This is a genomic window from Clostridium sp. CTA-1 (assembly GCF_054768215.1).
On record NZ_BAAAAP010000013.1, the window covers coordinates 40,246 to 66,678 of the forward strand.

Annotated in this window: 21 protein-coding genes; 17 read left to right on the forward strand and 4 right to left on the reverse strand. The window is 28.6% G+C overall.

The window, feature by feature from the left end; all coding sequences use genetic code 11:
- Window positions 1-37: 37 nt before the first annotated feature.
- The 4 genes from ACYUEW_RS11965 to ACYUEW_RS11980 all read left to right on the forward strand — a co-directional run bounded on the left by ACYUEW_RS11965 (window position 38) and on the right by ACYUEW_RS11980 (window position 2,676).
- Window positions 38-166, forward strand: a complete 129-nt coding sequence (locus ACYUEW_RS11965; RefSeq protein ID WP_265204184.1) for an LDCC motif putative metal-binding protein — start codon at window positions 38-40, stop codon at window positions 164-166.
- Between the two features lie 114 nt (window positions 167-280).
- Complete coding sequence (gene mnmA, locus ACYUEW_RS11970) at window positions 281-1,351, forward strand: tRNA 2-thiouridine(34) synthase MnmA (protein ID WP_460276841.1); 1,071 nt, start codon at window positions 281-283, stop codon at window positions 1,349-1,351.
- 395 nt (window positions 1,352-1,746) lie between these two features.
- Window positions 1,747-1,992, forward strand: coding sequence for an AbrB/MazE/SpoVT family DNA-binding domain-containing protein (locus ACYUEW_RS11975; RefSeq protein WP_045884620.1), 246 nt, complete (start codon window positions 1,747-1,749; stop codon window positions 1,990-1,992).
- Between the two features lie 57 nt (window positions 1,993-2,049).
- Window positions 2,050-2,676, forward strand: coding sequence for a DUF998 domain-containing protein (locus ACYUEW_RS11980; RefSeq protein WP_460276842.1), 627 nt, complete (start codon window positions 2,050-2,052; stop codon window positions 2,674-2,676).
- A 315-nt stretch (window positions 2,677-2,991) separates the two neighbouring features.
- Here ACYUEW_RS11980 and ACYUEW_RS11985 read toward each other — a convergent pair whose 3' ends face one another.
- Window positions 2,992-3,753: a hypothetical protein gene (locus tag ACYUEW_RS11985; protein WP_460276843.1), complete on the reverse strand. Its 762-nt coding sequence runs from the start codon at window positions 3,751-3,753 to the stop codon at window positions 2,992-2,994.
- A gap of 64 nt (window positions 3,754-3,817) precedes the next feature.
- The gene (locus tag ACYUEW_RS11990; protein WP_460276844.1) at window positions 3,818-4,414 is read right to left on the reverse strand and encodes a hypothetical protein; all 597 of its coding nucleotides are present in this window, start codon (window positions 4,412-4,414) and stop codon (window positions 3,818-3,820) included.
- Window positions 4,415-4,975: 561 nt separating this feature from the next.
- On the opposite strand from ACYUEW_RS11990, the gene ACYUEW_RS11995 reads away from it, so the two are divergent.
- From ACYUEW_RS11995 to ACYUEW_RS12020, 6 genes are all read left to right on the forward strand, one after another.
- A complete protein-coding gene (locus tag ACYUEW_RS11995) occupies window positions 4,976-5,695 on the forward strand; it encodes a LytR/AlgR family response regulator transcription factor (RefSeq protein WP_460276845.1) in 720 nt (239 codons plus the stop codon).
- Window positions 5,692-7,047, forward strand: a complete 1,356-nt coding sequence (locus tag ACYUEW_RS12000; protein ID WP_460276846.1) for a sensor histidine kinase — start codon at window positions 5,692-5,694, stop codon at window positions 7,045-7,047. The genes ACYUEW_RS11995 and ACYUEW_RS12000 overlap by 4 nt, the downstream gene beginning before the upstream one ends.
- 246 nt (window positions 7,048-7,293) lie before the next feature.
- A complete protein-coding gene (locus tag ACYUEW_RS12005) occupies window positions 7,294-8,217 on the forward strand; it encodes an ABC transporter ATP-binding protein (RefSeq protein ID WP_460276847.1) in 924 nt (307 codons plus the stop codon).
- Window positions 8,210-8,953 carry an ABC transporter permease gene (locus ACYUEW_RS12010; protein WP_460276848.1) on the forward strand — a complete coding sequence of 248 codons (744 nt, stop codon included), beginning with the start codon at window positions 8,210-8,212 and terminating at the stop codon, window positions 8,951-8,953. Before ACYUEW_RS12005 ends, ACYUEW_RS12010 begins: the two co-directional genes overlap by 8 nt.
- 426 nt (window positions 8,954-9,379) lie before the next feature.
- Window positions 9,380-11,266 (forward strand): glycerophosphoryl diester phosphodiesterase membrane domain-containing protein, encoded by a 1,887-nt coding sequence (locus tag ACYUEW_RS12015; protein ID WP_460276849.1) that lies wholly within the window; start codon window positions 9,380-9,382, stop codon window positions 11,264-11,266.
- A 356-nt stretch (window positions 11,267-11,622) separates the two neighbouring features.
- Entirely contained in the window at window positions 11,623-11,790 is a 168-nt protein-coding gene (locus ACYUEW_RS12020; protein WP_061329843.1) for a CDIF630_02480 family spore surface protein, read from the forward strand.
- Between the two features lie 39 nt (window positions 11,791-11,829).
- Here the strand turns inward: ACYUEW_RS12020 and nifJ are convergent, their stop codons facing one another.
- Window positions 11,830-15,348 (reverse strand): pyruvate:ferredoxin (flavodoxin) oxidoreductase, encoded by a 3,519-nt coding sequence (gene nifJ, locus ACYUEW_RS12025; RefSeq protein WP_460276850.1) that lies wholly within the window; start codon window positions 15,346-15,348, stop codon window positions 11,830-11,832.
- A 387-nt stretch (window positions 15,349-15,735) separates the two neighbouring features.
- Here nifJ and ACYUEW_RS12030 point away from each other — a divergent pair, with 387 nt between their 5' ends.
- The 3 genes from ACYUEW_RS12030 (at window position 15,736) to ACYUEW_RS12040 (ending at window position 20,094) form a co-directional block, all read left to right on the forward strand.
- Window positions 15,736-16,197 (forward strand): YdeI/OmpD-associated family protein, encoded by a 462-nt coding sequence (locus tag ACYUEW_RS12030; protein WP_460276851.1) that lies wholly within the window; start codon window positions 15,736-15,738, stop codon window positions 16,195-16,197.
- Between the two features lie 320 nt (window positions 16,198-16,517).
- Window positions 16,518-17,993, forward strand: a complete 1,476-nt coding sequence (locus tag ACYUEW_RS12035; protein ID WP_460276852.1) for a protein adenylyltransferase SelO — start codon at window positions 16,518-16,520, stop codon at window positions 17,991-17,993.
- 361 nt (window positions 17,994-18,354) lie between these two features.
- Window positions 18,355-20,094 carry a flavin monoamine oxidase family protein gene (locus ACYUEW_RS12040; protein WP_460276853.1) on the forward strand — a complete coding sequence of 580 codons (1,740 nt, stop codon included), beginning with the start codon at window positions 18,355-18,357 and terminating at the stop codon, window positions 20,092-20,094.
- 43 nt (window positions 20,095-20,137) lie between these two features.
- Here ACYUEW_RS12040 and ACYUEW_RS12045 read toward each other — a convergent pair whose 3' ends face one another.
- Entirely contained in the window at window positions 20,138-21,028 is an 891-nt protein-coding gene (locus ACYUEW_RS12045; RefSeq protein WP_257413101.1) for a helix-turn-helix domain-containing protein, read from the reverse strand.
- Window positions 21,029-21,227: 199 nt separating this feature from the next.
- Between ACYUEW_RS12045 and ACYUEW_RS12050 the strand changes: the two genes are divergently transcribed.
- The 4 genes from ACYUEW_RS12050 (at window position 21,228) to ACYUEW_RS12065 (ending at window position 26,399) form a co-directional block, all read left to right on the forward strand.
- Window positions 21,228-22,604, forward strand: coding sequence for an MFS transporter (locus ACYUEW_RS12050; RefSeq protein WP_460276854.1), 1,377 nt, complete (start codon window positions 21,228-21,230; stop codon window positions 22,602-22,604).
- 13 nt (window positions 22,605-22,617) lie between these two features.
- Entirely contained in the window at window positions 22,618-23,946 is a 1,329-nt protein-coding gene (locus ACYUEW_RS12055) for a glycoside hydrolase family 30 protein (RefSeq protein ID WP_460276855.1), read from the forward strand.
- A 63-nt stretch (window positions 23,947-24,009) separates the two neighbouring features.
- Entirely contained in the window at window positions 24,010-24,951 is a 942-nt protein-coding gene (locus ACYUEW_RS12060) for an ROK family protein (RefSeq protein WP_076177790.1), read from the forward strand.
- A gap of 2 nt (window positions 24,952-24,953) precedes the next feature.
- The gene (locus tag ACYUEW_RS12065) at window positions 24,954-26,399 is read left to right on the forward strand and encodes a glycoside hydrolase family 1 protein (protein WP_257413104.1); all 1,446 of its coding nucleotides are present in this window, start codon (window positions 24,954-24,956) and stop codon (window positions 26,397-26,399) included.
- Window positions 26,400-26,433 lie beyond the last annotated feature (34 nt).

Here is a 26,433-nt window from a genome sequence, read left to right on the forward strand (position 1 = left end):
TTCATTTATATTAAAAATAAATCTGTAAGGTGATAATATGAACATACTTAAAAGATTAATAAAAAAATTAGAAAAGGTTAATGAAAAAGAATTTGAAAATAAAAAATTAGATTGTTGTGACTTAAATAAAACTAATATGGTTAATAATAAGCCTAAAAGCAAGTAATTTTAAAATTGTAGTAAATAAGAATAATTGTGTAAAGCAAAAACTATTTATTATGTATTAAAAAAAACAATAAGTAAATAGATATTTTAATAATTTAGTAGGGAGGTGAATATTTTGAAAAAGAAAGTTTTAGTTGGTATGAGTGGAGGAGTAGATAGTTCAGTAGCAGCGTATCTTTTAAAGGAGCAGGGTTATGAGGTTATAGGAGTAACTATGCAAATTTGGCAAGATGATGAGGAATTTATAGAAAAAGAAGGTGGATGTTGCTCTTTAAGTGCAGTAGCGGATGCTCGGAGGGTAGCAAATAAAATAGGCATTCCTTTTTATGTTATGAATTTTAAAGATGCCTTTAAAAGAAATGTTATTGATTATTTTGTAGATGAATATATGGAAGGAAGAACACCAAATCCTTGCATAGCCTGCAATAAATTTATAAAGTTTTCTTCATTTCTGGATAAAGCCATGGCTATGGGTATAGATTATGTGGCTACAGGTCATTATGCTATCATAGAAAAGCATAATGATAGATATATAATAAAGAAATCAGAAGACGATAAAAAAGATCAAACCTACGCTCTTTATAATCTTACACAATTTCAATTGGAAAGAACCTTGATGCCCTGTGGACAGTATAAAAAAAGTAAAATTAGAGAAATAGCTAAAGAAATAGGTCTTAGGGTTCACAATAAAAAAGATAGTGAAGAAATATGCTTCATACCAGATAATGATCATGGAAGGTATATTAAAAATAGATTTCCTAATAAGGTTAGAGAAGGTAACTTTGTAGATAAGCAAGGGAATATATTAGGTACTCATAAAGGAATAGTATATTATACCATAGGACAAAGAAAAGGATTAGGTATAGCTTTTGGAAAGCCTATGTATGTAGTAGATATAAATCTATTTAGAAATGAAGTAGTTTTAGGAGATTTAGAAGATCTTTTAAATACAGAACTTATAGCTAAGGATACAAATTATATACCCTTTGATACTTTAAAAGAGCCTATGGAAGTTGAGGCTAAGATAAGATATTCTCAAATTCCTTCAAAGGCAATAATAACTCCTGTAGAAGATGGTAGAGTAAGGGTAAATTTTCATGAAAAACAAAGGGCTATAACTAAAGGTCAATCTGTGGTTTTCTATAAAGATGATTTATTAATAGGTGGAGGAATAATTGAAAAGTAAAGAAATAAAAGAGATTCTCAAAATAAAATCTATTTTGAGAATCTTTTTTTATTTAAATATATTTTCAAGTTCAATTTTTATATCTTCATAAATTGCAATTTTATAAATATCTTTACAACAAAATATTTTATAAGGCTGATGATTTCTATTGACTAAAATACATTAAGCTATTGAAGTACTTGGTTCAATTATATTATATATATTCTTGTTAGTTAGAACTTTCTAATATAAGTAAATGAAATTTATAATATTTGAAAGTTATATAAGTTTATTATTTTAGTATGAATTTTCTTATTATCATATAAATATTATATGATACAAGTTATTTACAGTACAAAATATAAATGATATGATAAACATGAAAAGTATGAATAATATGAATGGAGTTGGAGAAAATGTCAAAAATAAAAGATGGAAAATATATATTTGGTACAGTAAAAGTAGGGGAAAGAGGGCAAATTGTTATCCCAAAAGAAGCAAGAGAAAAATTTAATATAAATGCTGGTGATAATCTTATAGTGCTAGGAGATGAAAAAAAGGGAATAGCTATAGCTAAAGTGGATATAATGAAGAGTTTCGCTGTAAAATTCTTAGAGGAATTTGGTATGGTTGAAAAAGAGAAAGATAATGACGAAGAGTAAATAAATATAATCTATGTAGTATGGTCTACAGGAGATATAAAAAGGGGTTTTATAAAAATGTGGGGAGCAAAATTAAATTGGCTTGTATTAATTATGGGAGCATTTTTAGAATTTATAGTTCCATATATATTAGTTCTTTTTTATCCAAAGTACAGCCATAGTAGAGAAGTTTTAAGTGCCCTTGGAGGAAAAAATAGTCCTGTTTCTAAGTATTATAACCTATGGCTTATAATTTGGGGAATTATAATGAGTCTCACATCAATTACTTTTTATAGAGCATACTCAGAAGTTTCAAATATGCTTGCAGTTATAGGAGCAATAATATTTATATTATTTGGAGGAGGAGCATGTATATTATCAGCAATGTTTAGTGTGGAGGATAGAAAAATTATAGAATCTATGGAAGGTAAGATTCATGGGATAGGTTCGGGTATAGGATTTATTGCATTAGCATTTATGCCCTTAATAATTAGTAAATTAGCTTATATGAAAAGTGAAAGTTTATTAGGCATGATTTTTATTATATTTTTTATTATTAATATAATAATTTTTACACTTTTTGTTATGAGTGAAAAGGATCACTTTTCTAACACAGTTATTGGATTAAGTGGACTATGGCAAAGACTGTTACTAGCAAGTTTTTATATACCTTTAGTTATATTAGCAATAAAAAATATAAAGTAGGTAGTAATTTTTTATATTTATTACAGCAAAGTAGTTTTAAAGAAATAGAGTGGGATAGGATTAATAAGAATACCTATATGATTACTGGATCAAAATAAGAATAGATTTTTAAATAGAATAATAAAAAAGACTTTAAGGTAATTAATAAAAAGAAACCTATAAATATACAAATGTTCTCATTTTCTATTTTATAGGTTTCTTTTTATGATATATTATTTTAATTTATAAATTACAAAATAATTTTATTTATGATTACCTGTGGTAGGAATATTATTTTGTAAAATATGAGATATATTTTTCATAAGTAAGCTCGATCTAAATATTAGAAGAACTTGATGAATAGATATTTTCAATTTGTTCTCTACAGGATTGTATAAATTTTTCCCTATCCTTTTCATAGAATCTTTCCAGCTGTAGGTTATTTCCCTGTAAAACCTTATAAGTATTTGCAAGGTTATCTGCAATTTCTTGTCCTTCTTTTTTTGTATTTGCAAACAGTAAGAAGGCTCTATCCTCAAAATATAAAATTAATTCATGAGAAGTTTTAGCCTTGGATCTTGGTTTTATAACTAAATCACTAATAGTTACTGGATTAAATACTACTAATAATAATGTATTTGGATCAAATACATTGAATTCACTGTTCAAAGGTAACCCATAGGTAATTATAAAAGATTTGGTTCCCATTATTTTGCTTTTTTTAAAGTTAAATAGTAGATTTTGATTAACTTCTTTAGTTACAGTTCTATCAAATTTTTCAAACTCGGGTATATTATTTAAGTTATGTATTTCTGAAATTCTCTTATATACTGGACATTTTGTAAAGTCACTTAAGTATAGTTTAGTTTTTATTAACTTAGTTAAGGAGTAAATTATAAAAGGGGACATAATTATTACAAAAAGTAATGCGGGCCTAATAAAAAACTCTGGATCACTAAGATAACTTATATAAAAATCAAAAGATATAAATGCTACAAATATAACAATTAAAATAGAGTATGCTAGCACAAGTCTTTTATTAATACTTTCGATATTTTCTTTAATGCCACCATCATTTAGATTAATAATTTTAGACATATTTATCCCTCCGTTGAATGTTCTATAAATGTAAATAGATAATTAGTGTTTAAACTTATTTATATTACTTATGATTTTTCATTTCATCATTATATATAATTTTAGATTTCATTTCACTAGCAATAGAATTTATCATTGCTTCAGAATCTGTAGTTTTATAAAATACAGCCCTATATATTTCTTTTTTTGCATAATATATAGCTAAAACTAAATAGAATAGATGATATCCCAAAAATAAGTCTTTAGTAAGTTGTAAATCATCATAAATCATAATGTTATTAAAAAATGTATTAATTATATAAGTGTTGATTGGTAAACTCTTTATAACTTGAAAATAGCTAACTTTATTACTTAACGAAAGATTTAGTATTGCTATGAAATAATAAAATACATATCTTAATAAGATGTTTAAAAATACTACTAGTATAATAGACAAAAAATTTTCATTGCCTGTGCAAAATTTGGAATATACTGTAGCTGAAACAAAAAGGAAAGCAACTATGGAAAAAATAAAATAGGCCTCCCAATAATTTAGAAATGTAAAATGTAGTGCAAGTTCTTGAAGAATTAAAATCCCTAAAGTGGATAGCAAGGAAAAGATTAACCCTTTAATTGATAAATAATTATTATTAATATTATTACTTTTTAAATGTTCTTTCATAAAATCTTTCCTAACATTAAAAGATTTTCATTAATGCATTAATAAATTAGTTCTTATCTGTGAAAATTTTCAATCCTCAATAATATATCATGTTATTATATTCATGTAAATAATTGAAATTGTCTTATTTACCATTATTTTGTCCACTATATTCCTTTTAAAGGAAATAACTAATTATATAATTATTGAAAATTATCAGCAGTGATTTCTAGCCAGAATGTTTTTTTGTTTTTATAACATCTATAAAAGAATATATTAATATATTTAGATTAAAACTTAAATTTTTACTTTATATAAAAATTTGTTAAAATATAAATAAAGAAAATTTTTCATGGGAAAAAAATTTCTTTAAGTATTTATTCTATTACATAGATAAGATTTATTTTTTATCTATCTTTAGTTATGGAACAACAGGTAAGCTTTTTTCATTCTATTTCAGTTATATATGAATTTAAACTAATATTTATTTGCAGATAAAAATACTAATTTTTATATCATTAGTATTTTTCATATTTATATATGAATATGAAAAAGTTTGATATAAAGTAAGGAGAAAAAGTAATGCTAAGAGTAATAATTTGTGAAGATAATAGGGTACATAGAGATAAACTGAAGCAATTTGTAGAAAATACTATATTAAGAGAAAAATTAGATTTAGATATAGCACTAGCTACAGAAAGTCCTGAGGAAATAATAAGTCATATAAAAGAAAACAGGAACACTGGTATTTATCTTTTGGATGTAGATTTAAAAAATGATATAAATGGTATAAAGCTGGGTGAAAAAATTAGAGAATTAGATTCCTTAGGATATATAATATTTACTACTACTCATTTAGAAATGAGTTATTTAGCATTTAAATATAAAGTAGAAGCTATGGATTATGTAATTAAGGATGATGAGGATTTTAAAGAAAGAGTAAATAGCTGTATTATAAAGGCTTATAATAGGTATCATAAACAAGAATATGAAGAAGAATATATTTCAATAGATACGGATACACGAATAATAAATATTAGACCCAGTGATATTTTATTTATTGAAACTACAGGAATCCCTCATAAAATAAGAATCCATGAGGAAACTAGACAGATTGAATTGTATGCAAACTTAAAGGATATACAAAAAAAACTTCCTTTAAATTTTTATAGATGTCATAAATCATATATTGTGAACAAAGACAAAATTCAAGAGATAGACAAGAAGCATAATAAAATAATAATGGAAAACGAAGAAGAATGTTATGTTTCATTTAGATATATGAGGGGACTCTTGGTATGACTTTTACTAAGTTTATAAATATGTTTTTATGCTATATGATAATACCATCTGTACTAATGAGTATTTTATGTTCAATTTCAATATATATCTTATATAAAAATACAATAAATATAAGTAATATAAAAAAATATTTTATCATTTCATTTATAACGGAAATGGTGCTTACCACTGGTTCATATACTTTAATACTTCCTATACTTTCAATTATAACTATTGTTCAATTAAGAAATAATGAAAATGAAAGTAAAATAAAAACATTGATTACTATTTATAGTGTATATTTGGCAAATACAATATACACTTTTATATATGCATTTTGGGGTGCAAGATTAGATAATGTATCACTAGATTATATATTAATTCAATTTATAATAATGTTACCTATTATAGTGTTCGCATCTTTAATAATAAAAAGAACTGTATCAAACAAAAGGAGAAATAAAGAAATTTCATCATCCCAAATAAGATTTAGAATGATTTTAATGATAAGCACATTATTAACTGTAATGATAGCATCAATTTATATATTTACATGTACCTCTATAATAAATAATGAAAAGATAGATTTTATTATGGGCAATTTTGTTCCAGAAGCTTTGCCACTAATATCAATTATGCTTACAAGTATTATAGTTTATTATTATGATAAAAGTGTTGAATATAGGGTTGAATTGAGAAGGAAAATTGAAGAAAAAAATGAAATAGAAGAATATGCTCATATTATAGAAGAGATGTATAGTGAAACAAGAAGATTCAAACATGATTACATAAATATGCTTTCACCTCTTAAGGAATATATAGATAATGAAGATATAGAAGGACTTAGTGAGTTTTTTTATAATAATGTTATTGATATGGACAAGAATATAAAATGGAGTAATAGCAATATAGATAAGCTTAAATATATTAAAGTTCAGGGACTAAAGGCAATACTATCAACAAAACTTATAAAAGCTTCATCAATGAATATAGACATAAATGTTCATATTGTAGAAGATATTGATTATATACATATAAATATAATGGATTTATGTAGAATAATAGGAATACTTATGGATAATGCCATTGAAGCAGCAGGAGAATGTGAAGCACCTAAGATATGTATTGCTGTTGCAAATAAAAATGATTATGTGGTTATAGCAGTACATAATAATTTTTTTGGAGACAAGCCTATAATTCATAAAATATATAAAGAAGGATTTTCTACAAAAGGAAAGGGAAGAGGCTTAGGCTTATATACTGTAAAAAATATTATAGATACGAAATATGGAAATGTATTTTTAAATACATCTATTGAAGGGAATATGTTTATTCAGGAAATATGGATAAAATATATAGAAAAGACATCCTAATTAAACTGCACATCGAAGTGTTAGATTTTTGTCTAATATATGGTGGTAGTTTAAAGAAGGCTGTCTTTTTTCTTAACCGTAAAGTTTTATTTCATAACCGTAAAAATAAAGCTTTTTATGAATAGATAAGGTTCACTTAGGAAGGCATAAAAAATAGTCTATATAACTTTGTTAGTATATAATCATCAAATAAAAACAAGTAATGTGCGTTGATAGGCACAGGATATTAAGAGGAGCTGATTATATATGAAAAAAAAATGTTTATTAAGTACTCATAATCTTACTAAAGAATATAAAAACAAAAAAGCAGTAAATAATCTTAATATTACTGTATATGAAGGAGATGTTTATGGATTTTTAGGACCAAATGGAGCCGGGAAAAGTACAACCATAAAAAGCATTATGGGACTTATAAAACCTACTTCAGGTAAGGTTATTATTAATGGATATGATGTAGAAAAAGATAGCCAAAAGGCTATTGAAAAAATAGGAGCTATGGTAGAAGCCCCAAGCTTTTATGGAGGATTATCAGGATATAAAAATCTTATCCTTATGGCTAATCTATATGGTGCTTCTAAAGAAAGAGTGGATGAAGTACTCCAAATGGTGAGATTAACGGATGCAGCTCATAAAAATGTGTCTAAATATTCTCTAGGAATGAAACAAAGGCTTGGAATTGCGAGAGCTTTTTTAAATAATCCCAATATAGTTATATTAGATGAGCCAACTAATGGATTAGACCCTCAAGGAATAAAGGATATAAGGGGACTTATACAGGATTTATCAAAAAAATACCATGTAACATTTCTTATATCATCACACATATTAAATGAAATTCAATCAGTATGTAATAGAATAGGAATTATAGAAAAGGGGAGCCTTAAGATTGAAGGTTATGTTGAAGATCTTTTAAATACAGATGAGGAAGTAATAGAAATTTATACAAAAGAAAAAGAAAAAACTTCTCGTTTATTAAAAAATATGAATACTTCCTCAAAGATTGAATGTTTTGAAGGTGGTATAAGAATTAAGATAAAGAAAGGTAATTTTCAAAATATAAATAAGCTTTTAATTTCTAATGATGTTAATGTTGAAAATCTACATTGCAGTGAAACTTCATTGGAGGATTATTTTTTCGATGTAATGGAAGGAGATAAAAAATATGCTTAAGGTTCTAAAAAATGAAGTTATAAAAATGTTTAGTGGTAAAAAGTTTTATGTATTAGCAATGACTTTAATTATAAGTATAGCTATTATGGCTGTTTTGGGAAAATCCCATCCACAGGATGGAATGAATGCAAATAATTTTGTGATCGAAACTCTTTTTGGAATGCTGATGAAACCAATGATTCCAATATTTATGGTGTTAGTAATAACTGAAACATTAACAGAAGATTATATTCATGGAACTATGAAATTTTCATTAATGACTCCTATTAAGAAAAGTGATTTTATAATTGGAAAATTTTTATTTATAGCTTTATATGCGCTAATATTTTTAATTGTGGGTTTTGTTGGAAGTTATATTGTTGGAACTATCGCTTTTAGTTTGGGGAATAATGGAGATAGCTTAAATTTGTTTATTAATAATATAAAAGTCTATGCTAGTATAATATTACCTTTATTATCCTTTAGTGCAGTTGTAAGCTTTATTGCAATGACCATTAATAATAGTGGTGCAATGATAGGATTAGGAATTGGAATTGATGTTATTATGATGATGATAGATTCTCAGATGAAAAATATAATGTATTATACATTTTCTGGAGGAATGTATGCTTATAGGATTGTACAAAATTTAAATTCTGATAATATTCTAATGCTTTCACTTACTGCATGTATATATATAACTGTTTTCTTAGTACTTAGTATAGTTGTGGTTAAAAGGAAGGATATAGTGTTATAAGGTTCAATAGGAAATATATTTTGGTTTAGGGTTATTGGTTTTTAATGAAATATGTTAACAAGAAAAAGTGCTAATCTTGTGAGGATGGAGCACTTTTTTATTTGCTTTTAATTTCTATATCAAGACCAAGGAATTTAGTATTAATTTCTAAGTGATGTATAAAATTTTTTGATCCTTACGATAGCTATTTTAACATCGGGGGGTGTAGACAAAATTTTTACGGTGTAGATGTAAAGATATATAGTGCTTCTTAATATAATCTTATATATATTATAAAGCGACAAGAAATATATATTATTTATAAAAAACATATTTAAAAACAATGAAATGGTTGTTATTATATAAGAAAAACATAATAATGTATGTTAATTTTAGCGGTATTTATTGTAGCTAAATTGAAGAAGAAAATGTAAAGGGGACAGATCAATGACAACGAGAATGGAGACAAAGCATAATAAACCCATATCCACATTAAAGATGATAAGAAAAAATTTCACCTATTTTAAAAAGAGTTTTTTTATAAATATTGGATTTGAATCGACATACAAAGTGTTGACAAGCTTTATATTTCTCCCATTTATTACAATGGTGCTAAATTATTTTATGCATCTAAGAGGGATGAAGATGATGGCAAATAACCAAATATTAAGTTTTATAGGAAGTATTCCAGGAATTTTGACAATTTTAATTTTGGGAATTCTTAGCTTCCTTTTTATTTTTATAGAATATGCAGGGCTTATTGTAATATCACAGGAAACATACTTTGATAAAAAGATTTCAGCAAAAGCATCTTTTTTTACAGCAATGAAAAGTATTAGAGGTATTATAAAAATAGGCTCTATTCCAATTGTAATATATGTTCTTTTTATTATTCCTTTTGTAGCTAGTTCAATGGGGTTGTCTTCAAGTTTACTCCCGAAGATTGAAATACCAGCCTTTATTATGGATGTAGTATACAAAACACCAAAATGGATAAGTTTATATGCAATTGTATTTTTTATACTATTATATTTTTTAATTAGATGGATTTTTTCATTACACGTTGTAGTATTGGAAGGAAAGGATTTTTTTAGTGCATTAAAGAGGAGTTCACAGCTTGTAAAAGGATCTTTTCTTAAAATTTGGACTACTATGTTTTTCTGGAACTTAAGTATTTTTGCTATTGTAGCAGTAGTGGTGATTTTAGTGGGAATTGGTATGGTGCTTTTAAATGAAGTACTAAAAGGAAATGTGAAACTATTTGTAACTATTCTTTCCTTTGTTACAACAATGGGTGGAATATTAGTCATGATAGCCACTTTATTTATTTCTCCACTTACTATTATGTTGATTACTCAATTGTACTATAGACAAGCCAAAATGAAAGATGGTGTAGAACCAACCCCTATGATTATTACAGTAACACCAAGCAAAATAAACTGGCAAAATTTATTTAATCGACATAAGAAAAAATTAATAGCAGTTAGTGTGCTAGGAATAATGATATTTACATGGCTTTCCTATATTTATTTTATTACTTATGAATTCGATGCTAATAACAATTTGGTTACTGTTACCGCTCACAGGGGAGATGCTGTTAATGCACCAGATAATACTATGAGTTCACTTTTAAGCGCTATTGACAACAAAGCAGATTATAGTGAGCTAGACGTACAGGAAACAAAGGATGGAGTGGTGGTTTTAACCCACGATACCAATTTAAAGAACAATACAGGGGTAAACAAAAATATTTGGGAATTGACCTTTGATGAAGTAGAAAAATTAGATGTGGGAAGTCATTTTTCACCTAAGTTTGCTGGCGAGAAAATTCCAACCTTGGACAGCATTATGAAATCAGCCAATAAAAATATAAAGCTGAATATAGAAATTAAACTGAATGGACATGATCAAAAGCTAGAAGAAAGGGTAGTAAAGCTTATAGAGGACAATAATTTTGTAGATCAATGTGTAGTTACGTCATTAGATTATAATGTCCTGCAAAAGGTAAAAAATTTAAATTCTAGAATCAAAGTGGGATATATTGTATTTGCAGGTATGGGAGATGTTACTGCATTGAATGTGGACTTCTTAAGTGTAGAAGAAGCCGTTGCAACGCCAGAATTTATTGAGAAAGTGCATAAAAATAATAAGAGGATTCATGTTTGGACAATAAATGATCCCGAAAAAATGGAAAAGTTTATAGAGTTACAAGTAGATAGTATTATTACAGATAACTCTAAAGAAGTAATAAGGTTAATTCAGGAGAAAAAAGATAAGCAGCTTAGAAATGAAATAGATTATATTTACAAAATTGTAGCATTATTTAATGACTAGATAAAGTTTTAAAACTCTTGAACTATTTGTTATATAAGAAAAAAGGATATAAGTGTTAATGAAAAGTCACGCTGAACTTATTCAGTCCTTAGAAAGAAATTTAGTCATGTGGTTGAATTTCGGATGGAAGTATGAGTGCATACAAATTATAAAATAAGTAGTGAGGTAAATAAATAAATTGTTAATTTTTTAAAAAATTGGATATGAATTAGAAGATTTTGCATATAATTTGGTTTGGAATTCACAATGATATTATAAGACTTAAATTTTAAAATATATAATAGATTTAGATTAATGTAAATCTATTTAGGGAATACTAAAATAAACTAAAGATATAATTGAAGGGTGCGATAGTAGTGGATAAAAACAATAATAAGGAAAGTTTTATGGCGATGCCTATAGAAAAGCATGATACTGCTGCGTGGGCAAATATCGAAAGTATGAAACCTATTTGTAATGTATCTATCCCAAGTGAAGTTGAAGTGAGAAATGCCAAAGAATGGGTAGATACTAATCAAAAATAGAAGGGAAACTTATAGGTTCCCTTCTATTTTTGATTTATACTATTTATCTGCTAAATGCCTATAGTTGTCGTATCTTTCACGAGCATGTTGTTCAGCCATATCTGACATTTTTGCAGCAATATCAGGGAATACATTCATTAGAGAAGAGTATCGAACTTCTCCTTGAATAAATTCTTTAAAAGGTTTTGTTGGTTCTTTTGAATCTAAGATGAATGGATTCTTATCTTCTTCTTTTAACATTGGATTATATCTATAAAGATGCCAATAACCTGATTGGACTGCTTTTTTCTCTTCTGCTATACTTGTTCCCATGCCTGTTTTTATTCCATGACTAATACAAGGAGCATATGCAATTATTAATGAAGGTCCTTTATATGCTTCTGCTTCCGCAATTGTTTTAATAGTATGGTTCATATTTGCACCCATAGCTATTTGAGCCACATATACATATCCATAACTCATTGCCATAAGCCCAAGATCTTTTTTCTTAATTTTTTTACCAGCAGCAGCAAATTTAGCTATGGCACCAGTTTGAGTAGACTTGGAGCATTGACCACCAGTATTAGAATAGATTTCTGTATCCATTACAAATATATTAACATCATCTCCAGAAGCTAACACGTGATCTAAGCCGCCAAAGCCTATATCATATGCCCAACCATCTCCACCTATCATCCAGTGAGATTTCTTTATAAGATAATCTTTTTTCTCCATTATTTCATTTAAGATAAGATTATTTTGATAATTTTCATTTGATATAGTTTCTAGTATTTTTGCTGTAGCAGTTTTTGAGCCTTCACCATCATCCATTGAATCCAACCATTGTTTAAAAGCATCCTTAAGATTCTGGTTAATTTCCATATTTAATGCTTCTTGCATTAAATTAGCCAATCTTTCTCTGACCTGTTTTACAGCAAGGTACATTCCATAACCATATTCAGCATTATCTTCAAATAGAGAATTACCCCAAGAAGGACCTTTGCCTTGTGAATTTGTAGTATATGGAATTGATGGAGCACTACCTCCCCAAATAGATGAACATCCAGTAGCATTGGCAATCATCATTCTATCGCCAAAGAGTTGTGTTAGAAGTTTAATATATGGAGTTTCTCCACATCCAGGACAAGCTCCGTGAAACTCTAGTAATGGTCTTATAAACTGGCTGCCTTTTAATGTTTTTGGATCCATTAAATTTTCTTTAGTAGTAATATTAAGACCAAATTCCCAGTTTTCAGATTGCATTTCAATTTGTTCTTCCGCATTTTTCATAATTAAGGCTTTACCTGGTGCTGGACAAACATCTGCACAATTACCACATCCTGTACAATCTAATGAACTTATTTGAATACGATATTCTAAATCTTCTAACCCTTTTCCAGCAGCTTTTTTTGTTTCAAATGTATCAGGTGCCTTTTCTTTTTCATCTTTATCTAATAAGTAAGCTCTTATTACTGAATGAGGACAAATATAGGAGCACTGATTACATTGAATGCATTTATCAATTTGCCATTCTGGAATCATAACAGCAATACCACGTTTTTCGTAAGAAGTGGTTCCTAATGGGAAAGTACCATCTTCCATTCCATTAAAAGCGCTAACAGGGAGTTCATCTCCTTCATGTCTAGACATAGGTCTTTGAACTTTTTTTATGAAATCAGGTTCTTTTTTCATTGATGTTGGTTCAGTTTCAGCATTTTTCCATGAAGATGGAATATTAACCTTGTGTACTGCATCAATACCTGTATCAATAGCTGCTTTGTTCATTTCTACAATCTTTTCACCTTTTTTACCATAAGTTTTTTCAACTGAGTTTTTTAAAAGCTCTACAGCTTCATTTACAGGTATTACATTAGCCAATTTAAAGAACGCAGATTGCATTATCATATTAATTCGACCGCCTAAACCTATGTTTTGTGCAATAGATATACCATCAATAATATAAAAATTTATATTATTTTCTGCTATATATTTTTTCATAGAAGCTGGTAGTTTTTCTTCTAGTTCTGCTTCATCCCAAGGACAATTTAATACAAATGTGCCATTTTTCTTTAATCCCTTTAGAACATCAAAATTGTATATAAAGGATTTGTTATGGCAAGCAATATAATCTGCATTATAAATTAAATAAGGTGATTTTATTTTATCCTTTCCAAATCTTAAATGGGAAATGGTGCTACCGCCAGATTTTTTACTGTCATAAGAGAAGTATGCCTGAGCATATAAATCTGTATTATCTCCAATAATTTTTACAGCAGTTTTATTTGCACCTACTGTTCCATCAGAACCTAATCCCCAGAATTTACAACTTATAGTACCCTCAGGAGTTGTGTCAACTACATCCTTTTCAGGTAATGATGTATTGGTAACATCATCAGTAATTCCTATTGTGAATCCATCCTTAGGGTTATCTTGATTTAAATTATCAAATACTGAAATAATTTGAGAAGGTCTTGTATCTTTAGATCCTAAACCATATCTACCACCTACAATAATAGGCTTATCTTTTGTATTATAGAATACTTTACATACATCAAGATATATAGGTTCTCCTATTGAACCAGGTTCTTTTGTACGGTCAAGAACAGCAATTTTTTTAACAGTTTTAGGTAGAGATTTCATAAAATATGTTGGACAGAATGGACGATATAAGTGAATTTTTATAACGCCTACTTTTTCTCCTTTATTTATTAGATAATCTACCGTTTCTTCTATAGTATCACATACAGAACCCATAGCAACTATAATATTTTCTGCATTAGGATCTCCATAATAATCAAAAGGATGATAGGATCTTCCTGTAATTTTTTCTATTTCTCGCATGTAGTTTTCAACAATATTAGGTACTTCTTTATAGAACTTATTTGATGCTTCTCTTCCCTGAAAATAAATATCTGGATTTTGAGCAGTTCCTTTAAGAGTAGGATGTTCTGGATTTAATGCCCTAGATTTAAATTCTTTTAGAGCATCATAATCTACTAATTTAGCTACATCATTATAATCAATAGTTTCAATTTTTTGGTATTCGTGAGAAGTTCTAAAGCCATCAAAAAAATGTAAGAATGGAACTTTAGATTTAATAGCGGATAGATGTGCTATGTTTGCTAAGTCCATTACTTCTTGAACATTTGAAGCTGCTAAAAGTGCTACACCAGTCTGTCTTGTAGCCATTACATCTTGATGATCACCAAAAATTGATAGAGCATGAGTGGCTAGGGCTCTAGCAGATACATGAAATACACCAGGTAATAGTTCACCAGCTATTTTATATAGATTAGGAATCATTAATAACAAACCTTGAGAAGCAGTGTATGTAGTTGTTAGTGCACCAGCAACTAAGGAGCCATGAACAGTTCCAGAAGCTCCAGCTTCAGATTGCATTTCAACAACTTTTACAGACTGACCAAATATATTTTTTTTCCCATGAGCAGACCACTCGTCTACACCTTCTGCCATAGGAGTGGAAGGTGTAATTGGATAGATAGCTGCAACTTCAGTAAAAGCATAGGATGCCTCAGCAGCTGCTTGGTTTCCATCCATTGTTTTCATAATTTTTGCCATAAAATATTTCTCCCTCCTAAGATTTTAATTTAATAAGACATGTTTATTATTTACTAGTAAAGTATTATAAATACATGTAACATAAATATGGATAGAGGACTAAAAGAAAAGTCATTAAATTTCCTTTAACTTTACTGCTTAATAGCTTAGAAAGTTTTTTATACTTACCATCTTTTTTTATGATACGGTAAAGAGTATCTGTGGGGGATAAATAAATGGAATATGATGAAATATAAGGAAACAAGCCAATAATGTTAAAAATGTCATTGATTTATGTTATAATCTGATTGCAAAGGATGAGTTAGTAATAAGTAATATAATTTTAAATAATATATAGTCTATTTATAAAGAAATGTATCATTTTTACATAGGAGGATTAAAACTTATATGAAAACTTATACTTTTGAAGCAGAGATAAAAAAAATTGAAGGAAAAGATGCTACATATATAGAGATACCTTTCGATGTTGAAAAGGAGTTTTCAGCCAAAAGAGTTAAGGTATTAGTAAAATTCGAAAATGAACAATATAGGGGCTCAATTGTAAATATGGGATTAGCTTGTTATATAATTGGAATCACTAAGGAGATAAGAAATAAGATTGATAAAACTTATGGAGATATTATAAAAGTTGAACTACAAAAGGATGAGAAAGAACGTATAGTTATTGTACCGGAAGAATTTAAAGTTAAGCTTTCTAATAATAAGATAGCAAATGATTTTTATGAATCTCTATCATATTCTCAAAAACGTAAATATATTCAATGGATAACATCAGCTAAAAAAGAAGAGACTAAAGTAAAAAGAATGAAAGAAGCTATAGTTAAATTAGAGAATAAAATTAAAATGTAATTTTGATTTATAACCCAATGTAAGTAATAACATTATTACTTACATTGGGTTATTTTAAATTTTACATGAATTTTATATTAAATATTTAATTAATATTATTATATATTGGCATTATAGAGAGATAAAATATAAATTCATAGATTAAGTTATTAAAGAGTTAGGAGATAAAGAGAAATGTAGCGGGAATAATAAATTTTTAGAAGTATAAACTAAAAATAGTTTAGTTATCATAGAAGTTTATATCTGAAAAGTAATAGAAACTACGATTTTGTTTCATGTAAAAAATTTATATAAAAAATAAGAGAAGAAAAGGAGATACAATGAAAGAAAGAAAAGTAATAATAAAAACAGGCTTGAATTTAGAAAATAGCTATGCTAGCCTTCCAGAAATATTTTTTACTAGGCAAAGCCCAAGCCGTGTACCTTCACCAAAATTAGCTATATTGAATTATCCGTTAATAACATCCTTAGGATTAAATGCCCAAGTACTACAAAGTGCTGATGGAGTAGATATACTTTCAGGAAACAAGACTCCAGAAGGGGCTATACCTCTTGCTCAAGCATATGCAGGACATCAATTCGGGCATTTTACCATGTTGGGTGATGGAAGAGCTCTACTGATAGGGGAACATATCACTCCACTAGGTGAGAGATTTGATATTCAGCTTAAGGGTTCAGGTAGAACTTCATATTCACGAGGAGGCGATGGAAAAGCAGCGCTAGGTCCAATGTTAAGAGAATACATTATAAGTGAGGCAATGAATGCATTAGGAATTCCTAGCACTCGTAGTCTAGCTGTGGTTACAACAGGTGAGTCAATAATGCGAGAAACTGAGCTACCCGGTGCGATACTAACTCGTGTAGCTGCCAGTCATATACGTGTTGGTACATTTGAATACGTTTCAAGATGGGGGACAGTTGAAGAGCTTAGAGCCCTAGCTGATTATACTTTGGAAAGACATTTTAAAGTAGGGTATGATAAAGAGAACCCTTATCTTTTTTTGCTTCAGGAGGTAATCAAAAAACAGGCTGATCTTATTGCAAAATGGCAACAGATTGGTTTTGTTCATGGAGTAATGAATACCGATAACATGACAATTAGTGGAGAAACAATTGATTATGGTCCTTGCGCATTCATGGATGCATATGACCCTGAAACTGTATTTAGTTCCATTGATATTTATGGTAGATATGCCTATGGTAATCAACCTAATATTGCTGCATGGAATCTTGCAAGGCTTGCTGAAACTCTGTTACCATTGTTGCATATTAATCCAAATGAGGCTATCAAGATAGCAGAAAATGCGGTTTCAGATTTTACTAAGTTGTATAAGAATAATTGGCTTTCTGGAATGAGGGCAAAACTTGGGATATTTAACGAAGAGTTTCAGGATGAATACCTAATTGAAGATCTTCTAAGTATAATGCATAAGTATGGTGCAGATTATACCAATACATTCCGCGCATTGACTTTTGATAATATAGAGGATACGGTACTGTTTGGTAAAGTGGAATTTGATAAGTGGTATAAGCTATGGCAGGAGAGGCTAACAAGACAAGAAGAATCAAAGCCCTCTTCAAAACAGCTTATGAAAAGTAGTAATCCATCAGTAATCCCACGTAATCACAGGGTAGAAGAAGCACTAGAGGCTGCGGTGAAAGAAGGAGACTATAATGTGATGGAGAAACTTTTAGATGCTCTTTCAAAACCATATGATCACTCTAAAGAACAGGATTATTACTCTAAATTGCCTGAACCATCAACTTGTCCGTATCAAACCTATTGTGGGACCTAATACAAAAGGAGCTAGTAAAATATATTAAGTTTTACTAGCTCCTTTTGTATAAAAATATAATAGAACCCTGAACTTGAAAATATATTAATTATATTGTATATGGGAAAGTCCAAACTTTTTTACTTAAAGTGTGATGAACTGTATCTGTGGACAAGCAAAATAAATAAAAATAATAACATAAAAAAATGATATTTAGAATACTATTAAATAATGAATACTAATTTTAACTTTTCATAGATTATAAATGCTGAAATAGAAAGACATATATATTCTTAGTATAAAAGGCTTAACTTCATATTTCATATAAGAATAATATTAACAATATTATTGATGTTAAGACTAACTTAAGGGGTTGAATTATTTGAATATAAATGAATTTATACAGCCTAACAATCCAACTTATGAGGAAAGAGATAATATGCTAAAGTCAGCATTAGAAGAAGTGGGGAGAATAGAAGACTACAATAATATAAAAGAATTACTTGGGCCTCAAGCAGATATTACAAAGATTATTTCTCCGGGTAAAGGTAAGGGGACTAAGATTGGGATAATAGGTGGAGGAGTTGCAGGATTATCTTCTGCCTTTGAACTTAGAAAACTTGGTTTTAATATAACAATTTTTGAAGCGCAAAAAGAACGTGTTGGAGGAAGGATATATACGTATTATTTTGATAAAGATAAAAAAATTTATGGTGAACTTGGTGCTATGCGTATACCCGTAAGTCATGAAACAACTTGGCATTATATAGATATTTTTGGGTTAGAAACTAGACCCTTTGTTCAGGAAAATGAAAATGGAATTATATATATCAGAAACAAACGTGCAAGGAACGATCCAGAGGGCAGAAGTGTAATGAAGAACATATATCCAGAATTTAATTTGTCTACCTTTGAAAAAAATGAATCATGGCAAGAAATTTTGAGTTATGCATTAGAAAGCGAATTGAATAAGCTAGATACTAGTACAAAAAAAGAAATATTACAGATAAAGAAAGAGTATTCGCCAAAGGTAAAGGAATTAGGAGCGCTAAGTACAAGAGAAGTTATGGAAGATAAGGGGTTAAGTCAAGGGGCTATAGAATTGTTATCATATCTTTCTCCAATTATAGGTTATTTTTACTATGGTAGCTATATTGAAAACTTACAAGACCAATATATTGTAAATGATTATTATAGATATTATATAAAGGGAGGGCTATCTAATTTACCTATATCTTTTTATAATTCTTTAATATCTAAAAATCCTAAAGAATACACAAACATATCCAATTCTAATTTAGGAAAGGTAAATTGGAAGAATGGACGAACAGTAACTGGGATTTATAAGATTGATGAAAAAAAGAAGATTAGAATTAAATATAGAGAAGAAAAATCTTTAGAAACACATTGTGAAGATTTTGATTATATAATTTGTGCAATACCATTCTCAAGTCTTCGTAATGTAGAAATATATCCTAAGTTTACTCCAGAAAAAATGCAAGCAATTAAAGAAGTAGGTTATGAAGCAGCTCAAAAAACATTACTTCTATGTAATAATAGCTTTTGGGAAGAAGGAGATAAAAATGAGAGAATAATAGGTGGTAGTTCGAGTACAGATTTAATAATCTCAAGTATATGGTATCCAAATAATCACCTTAGCAAAAATATAGAGATTAGTAAAAATAAAAAGAGATATAAAAAACATAAGAAGTATAAATCATGGAGTAATCCAGGAGTTCTTTTAGCATCCTACAATCTAAATCTTGATGCTGTACGGTTAGGTAACATGGATGAGAAGATACGAGTGGAATTAGTAAAGCGACAGGTTGAGCAGGTACATGGTCTAAGTAGAGGATATCTTGATTCAATAGTAGAGTCTTATAAGACAATAGAATGGGATCATGAACAAGGTTTCTATGGAGGAATTAGTCATTATAAGGAACAACAACAGAGTCTTTTTGCATATGCATCAGAACAGTCAGAGTATGATGGAAGAGTATATTTTGCGGGTGAGCATATATCACAAACACATGCATGGATTCAAGGGGCTTTAAGTACTGGTATGAAGGCAGCTAATAGAATAGCAGAACACTATAAATATAATTTAAATAAATTATTATAAGCAAGATATAAATAAGCTAAAGGAGCTATACTCTATTAGCTTATTATTTTTTTATTTGTAATATATTTCTAAACTCATGGGGGCTTATTCCACTCCATAATTTAAATTGACGACTGAAATGCGAAACATTCCTATAGCCTATACGTTCACTTATTTCTGATAGACTAATGTTAGGTTGACCTAAAAGTATTTTAGATTCATTAAATTTTAGCTGATTAAGATAGGTTTTAGGTGAAATATTATAAACAGATTTAAAGTTAACTAATAAATACCCGGTGCTTATATTTAGTTGATTAGCTATATACTTAATTGTTAGTGTTTTTAATTTATCTTCAGATGGATTAAGACAAAATTCACGGAAGTTTTGTTTGATTTTTTCAGATATACAACGAGCATAATAAAGTCTACTATCATTACTTTTAACTTCTAATATTTTTTTTGTTTCACAATATTTAATGAGTTCCATGATTAATTCAATTAGTATAATTTCAGACTGTAATTTAATAAGCATAGGTGAAGTATCGGCATTCAATAAGTCAATCCATTTAATTAAAATATCCTTTAAACATGAATGTATTATATTTTTCTCTGTAAATATAAAATCACAATAACATATAAAATCATGATGAATTTGTGGTTCATCGATATCAAAATGAGCACAGAAATATGTCATACCGTCTTTGGAAATACAGGTATTTGTATGTCTATATCCTGGTGGTATTAAGAGAATTTCATTTTTATTGATTATATATTCATGTTTATTAGCTTCTGTTAGCTGTTTACCATCTAAAACTATTAAAATTTCAAATGCATGATGATACTCCTCTAAAGCTGACCAACCTTTTTCAACATTATGCTTATGTCCGCCAAAAAACCTAATATTTGAATCCACAGAGGGTAATTTTTTTACTTTATCTAGCCAGTTCTTGTCCATAATTCTCACTCCAATACATTTAAAAATGGTATAAATCCATTGATTTATGATATAGATTTTATCATAAGTTGATTATAAAATTAAAGTGCAATAAAGATAACGCTTACTGTTAACGTTAATATAGTATTTTAAAAATAAATTTAGTGTATATCTTTGTGCAGAATCAGATGATTTATAGATCAAAGGAGGGAGAATATAGGTGAACACAGTAAATTATAAAGTTAATAATGATCCAAATAAAGAAATGATTAATTTTTCTGAGAAACTTGGATATGGATTAGGAGATTTTGCATGTAATTTGGTTTGGAATTCTCTTAGTATGTTTATATTATACTTCTATACTGACGTTATGGGAATGAGAGCAGCGATAATAAGTACACTTATGTTAGTTGTTCGTATAATTGCAGGGTTTATGGATATTGCTTCAGGAATTGTAGTTGATAAAACAAAAACAAAGTATGGTAAAGCTAGACCATGGATTTTATGGATGGCAATTCCTTTTGGAATAAGTACAATATTACTTTTTTCTATTCCTAATATAGGGGAAAATGGTAAGTTAGCTTATGTTGTTATAACCTATGTATTATTAAATGTAATTTACACAGCAATAAATATTCCATATGGTGTATTAAATTCTTTAATGACCCAAGATCAAAATGAAAGGTCAGAAATTAATATTTATAGAATGTTTTGCTCAACTGCTGGATCACTTTGTGTCAGTGTTTTAGCTTTACCTCTTGTATCTTTATTTGGAGGAGAACAAAGTGCATGGATCATAACCTTTGCTATATTTGGTATAGTTGCGACATTTATGTTCTTTCTTACATTTAAGACAACAAAAGAAAGAGTTACAGCAGTGAATGAAGAAAAATCGCAAAATATTTCCTTTAAAGATGGAATGAGAGCTTTAATTCAAAATAAATATTGGATAATTATAGTCTTATTATTAGTTGTACTTTTTATGAATATGGGAATTATGGGTGGAAGTATGATTTATTACGCCCAGTATATACTGAATGATAAGAAGTTAGTTGGAGGATTGTCAATAGCACAAAATATTCCTACACTGATTGTTATGCTGACTATTGCGATGCCATTAATAAAAAAGTATGGTAAAAGGAATACTGCAATTTTGGGTTCTATTATTTTTATTTTAGGTTCATTGTTTGCTCTAATAGATTTAACAAGCGTTAAGTTAATTTATATTTCTATCATTGTAAAAGGAACTGGAACCGCGTTAATTTCTGCTACTATTTTTGCTTTATTAGCAGATACAATTGAATATGGCGAATGGAAAACAAATGTTAGAACGGAGGGACTAGTTTATAGTGCAGGAAACTTTGGATTAAAAATTGGAATTGGATTAGGTACAGCCATTGTTGGATGGTTATTAGCATTTAGTAATTATAATGGATCATCTAAAGTTCAAACCGATACAGCTATAAATGCTATTAACATTTTATTTATATGGTTACCAATGATTTTATCAGGCGTACAAATTATTTTACTTAAATTTTATAAGTTAGATAAAATATATCCAAATATTATTAGCGATTTAAAAAAGAGAAAGATATAGAAGGGGGAAGAATATGAAATTTATACATTATAAAACTAATAAAAAATATAAATTTTTAAAGAATGAAATTAATAATATTACGAATGGAAGACCAACATTGCACGTTTCACAAATTGAAAATAGGGTCATAGAGGGATTTGGAAGTTGTTTTAACGAGTTAGGGATGAAAGCATTAAATCACTTAAACAAAGATGAAAGAAATAAAGTACTTGATCAACTATTTTCTACTAAAGGTGATTGTCGTTTTAATCTTTGTAGAATGCCTATTGGAGCAAGTGATTATGCAACAGAATGGTATAGCTATAATGAAAATGAAAACGATTTTGATATGGAGAAATTTAGTATTGAAAAGGATAAAAGACTTCTTATGCCCTATATAAAGGAAGCATTAAAAAGAAATCCTAATATAATTCTAACAGCTTCTCCATGGAGTCCTCCAACTTGGATGAAAACACAGAAGGCTTACAATTTTGGAACTCTACGCTTTGAAGAGAAAGTTTTAAAAGCATATGCTCTTTATTTTGTTAAATTTGTACAAGCATATAAGGAAGAAGGAATAACAATTCATCAAGTTCATGTTCAGAATGAAGTTGTTGCAGATCAAAAATTTCCATCTTGTAGATGGACAGGAGAGCAATTAAGGGATTTTATTAAAAATTATTTAGGACCAGCCTTTGAAAAGCATAATATTAAGAGTGAAATTTGGTTAGGGACAATTAATGCGCCAGAGCCCTATGTTGAATGGTTAGAAGATTATACACAAGATTTCGATGTTTATGCTGGCTTAGTATTGAGAGATCCAAAAGCATATAAGTATGTTAAAGGGGTAGGATATCAATGGGCAGGAAAAAATGCTATTCAGCGTTCAGTTGAAGCATTCCCAGAAAAAAGATTTATCCAAACTGAAAATGAGTGCGGTAATGGCAAAAATACATGGATATATGCAGAATATGTTTTTAATTTATTCAGACATTATATTGTAAATGGCGTAAATGGATATATGTATTGGAATGCTGTTTTAGGACCAAAAGGAATGAGTACTTGGGGATGGGAACAGAATTCTATGATAACTGTAAATCCAGAAACTAAAGAAGTTATATATAATCCAGAGTTCTATGTAATGAAACATTTTTCTCATTTTGTTCAAAAAGGGGCAAAAAGATTAACTACTTTAGGTGTAGATTCTGTCGATACAGTAGCTTTTAAGAATCCAGATGAATCTATAATTATTGTAATTTCAAATAAAAATGATAATTCGAGAATTGCTAATATTGAATTTGCAGGTGAAATATTTGAAGTTGAATTAGAAGAACATTCATTTAACACTATTGTTTTAGAATAATTATTAAGAGGATGCCCGGGTAAGGGCTTCCTTTTTCAAATAAGCTAAAAGAGGGAAAATAATATGGATAATAAGCATTATTTAAGTATAGATATTGGAGGAACTTTTATTAAATACGGAGTTTTAGATCATTCAGGTAATATTATTTCTAAAAATAAAAAAAGAACTTCAAGAAATATAGATGATTTGCTATTCGATTTATCAGAAATAGTAGAAAAGCAATCTGAACATATAAGTGGTATTGGTATTAGCGCTCCAGGGAAAGTAGATACAAGGGAAGGAGTAATTTATGGAGGAGGTAATTTAACTTTTCTAGATAATTGTCCCATAGTATCAATTCTACAGGATAAATATAAAATTCCTGTAGCAGTAGAAAATGATGGCAAGTCAGCAGCTCTTGCAGAGATGTGGTTAGGGAATTTACAAGATGTTGATGATGGTGCTGCAATTATACTTGGTACGGGAATTGGAGGTGGAATAGTACTAAATAAAAAGCTAAGGAAAGGAAAGCATTATTCCGCAGGGGAGATTAGTTTTATGATAAATAAATCAGAAGAAAAAAGTGATTTAAAGTTTCATGGATTTAATGCTTCAGCGGTAAGAATGGTAAAGACAATTGGAGAATATTTAGGCTTATCAGATCCTTTAGATGGAGAAGCAGTGTTTAAATCTATTATTTCAGGCAATGATTTTGCAAATCAAGTATTTATAAATTATTGCGATAGTATTGCTGAACTTATTAATAATATTCAATGTACTTTGGAATTAGAGAAGTACGTAATAGGTGGAGGAATTAGCACAAATAAAATATTAATTGAAGGAATTGAAAATTCATTTAATAGATTGAGAATGAGAGAGCCATTATTGCAAAAATCAATACACAGTCCAATTATTCAAGCTACAAAATTTAATAATGATGCTAACCTTTATGGAGCTTTGTATAATCTATTATTAGATGAAGAAACTATTGATATAATAAAAAATAATGAAAATATGGGGGATTAATTATGAAAACAAATTTTCCAGAAAATTTTTTGTGGGGTGGTGCAGTTGCAGCTAACCAATGTGAAGGAGCTTATAATATTGATGGTAAAGGATTAAGCGTGCAAGATGTAGCGCCAAAGGGAATAAAAGCTGGTCCTACATTAGAGCCTACACAAGATAATATGAAACTTATAGGTATAGATTTTTATCATAGATATAAAGAAGATATTAAGCTTTTTGCAGAAATGGGGTTTAAGGTTTTTAGGTTATCAATTGCTTGGTCAAGAATATTTCCAATGGGGGATGAAAAAGAAGCAAACGAGAAGGGACTACAATTTTATGATGATGTTTTTGATGAATGCTTGAAGTATGGCATACAACCACTAGTAACAATATCTCATTATGAAACCCCATTACATTTATCTAAAACTTACGACGGGTGGAAAAGTCGTAAAATGATTGGATTTTTTGATAAGTATGCTCGTACAGTTTTTAAAAGATATAAAAATAAAGTAAAATACTGGTTAACATTTAATGAAATTAATTCAATTACTCATGCGCCATTTTTAAGTGGTGGAATTTATACACCACTAGAAGAATTAAGCAAACAAGAAATATATCAAGCTATTCATCATGAATTAGTAGCTAGTGCAACAGCAGTAAAAGCATGTCATGAAATTATTCCTGATGCTAAAATAGGATGCATGATTTTAGGTATGCCTGTATATCCAATGACACCATCATCAGAAGATATGTGGGAGACTCTTAATAAAGAAAGAGAAAATTTTTTCTTTTCAGATGTTCAAGTACGTGGTTATTATCCATCGTATTCAAAAAGATTTTTTAAAGAAAATAATGTTAAGTTAGATATTACACATGAAGATATAGAAATATTAAAAAATACTGTAGATTTTATTTCATTTAGTTATTATATGAGCATTTGTGAGTCTAGTGATAAATCTATAAAACCAGGTGAAGGAAATATTATTGGAGGAATACCTAACCCTTATTTAGAAGCAAGCGAATGGGGATGGCAAATTGATCCTAAAGGATTAAGATACTATCTTAATATATTATATGATCGTTATCAAAAACCATTATTTATAGTTGAAAATGGATTAGGAGCTGTAGATGAATTAGTTGAGCTAGAAGATGGGACAAAAATAGTATTAGATGATTATAGAATTTCATATTTAAGAGATCATTTAATTCAGGTAGCAGAAGCAATTGAAGATGGAGTAGACTTAATGGGATATACTTCTTGGGGGTGCATTGATTTAGTTAGTTTTACTACTTCTGAGTTAAAGAAACGTTATGGATTTATTTATGTAGATCGTAATGATGATGGAACAGGGACATTAAAACGTTATAAGAAAAAAAGCTTTTACTGGTATAAAGAAGTAATTTCAAGTAATGGAGATATTGAAGCACTATGTTCAAATATTAGTATTGAAAAAGATAAAATATAATTTGAGATAGTATAAATAATTTTTAGTTTTTATT

Bases quoted from the DNA above. Each gene is read 5' to 3' on its own strand.
- ACYUEW_RS12045 (WP_257413101.1), bottom strand. From the start codon at position 21,028: ATGGACAAGAACTGGCTAGATAAAGTAAAAAAATTACCCTCTGTGGAT.
- ACYUEW_RS12060 (WP_076177790.1), top strand. From the start codon at position 24,010: ATGGATAATAAGCATTATTTAAGTATAGATATTGGAGGAACTTTTATT.
- ACYUEW_RS11965 (WP_265204184.1), top strand. From the start codon at position 38: ATGAACATACTTAAAAGATTAATAAAAAAATTAGAAAAGGTTAATGAA.
- nifJ (WP_460276850.1), bottom strand. From the start codon at position 15,348: ATGGCAAAAATTATGAAAACAATGGATGGAAACCAAGCAGCTGCTGAG.
- ACYUEW_RS11975 (WP_045884620.1), top strand. From the start codon at position 1,747: ATGTCAAAAATAAAAGATGGAAAATATATATTTGGTACAGTAAAAGTA.
- ACYUEW_RS12000 (WP_460276846.1), top strand. From the start codon at position 5,692: ATGACTTTTACTAAGTTTATAAATATGTTTTTATGCTATATGATAATA.
- ACYUEW_RS11995 (WP_460276845.1), top strand. From the start codon at position 4,976: ATGCTAAGAGTAATAATTTGTGAAGATAATAGGGTACATAGAGATAAA.
- ACYUEW_RS11985 (WP_460276843.1), bottom strand. From the start codon at position 3,753: ATGTCTAAAATTATTAATCTAAATGATGGTGGCATTAAAGAAAATATC.
- ACYUEW_RS12015 (WP_460276849.1), top strand. From the start codon at position 9,380: ATGACAACGAGAATGGAGACAAAGCATAATAAACCCATATCCACATTA.
- ACYUEW_RS11980 (WP_460276842.1), top strand. From the start codon at position 2,050: ATGTGGGGAGCAAAATTAAATTGGCTTGTATTAATTATGGGAGCATTT.
- ACYUEW_RS12065 (WP_257413104.1), top strand. From the start codon at position 24,954: ATGAAAACAAATTTTCCAGAAAATTTTTTGTGGGGTGGTGCAGTTGCA.
- ACYUEW_RS12035 (WP_460276852.1), top strand. From the start codon at position 16,518: ATGAAAGAAAGAAAAGTAATAATAAAAACAGGCTTGAATTTAGAAAAT.
- ACYUEW_RS12010 (WP_460276848.1), top strand. From the start codon at position 8,210: ATGCTTAAGGTTCTAAAAAATGAAGTTATAAAAATGTTTAGTGGTAAA.
- ACYUEW_RS12005 (WP_460276847.1), top strand. From the start codon at position 7,294: ATGAAAAAAAAATGTTTATTAAGTACTCATAATCTTACTAAAGAATAT.
- ACYUEW_RS12055 (WP_460276855.1), top strand. From the start codon at position 22,618: ATGAAATTTATACATTATAAAACTAATAAAAAATATAAATTTTTAAAG.
- ACYUEW_RS11990 (WP_460276844.1), bottom strand. From the start codon at position 4,414: ATGAAAGAACATTTAAAAAGTAATAATATTAATAATAATTATTTATCA.
- ACYUEW_RS12030 (WP_460276851.1), top strand. From the start codon at position 15,736: ATGAAAACTTATACTTTTGAAGCAGAGATAAAAAAAATTGAAGGAAAA.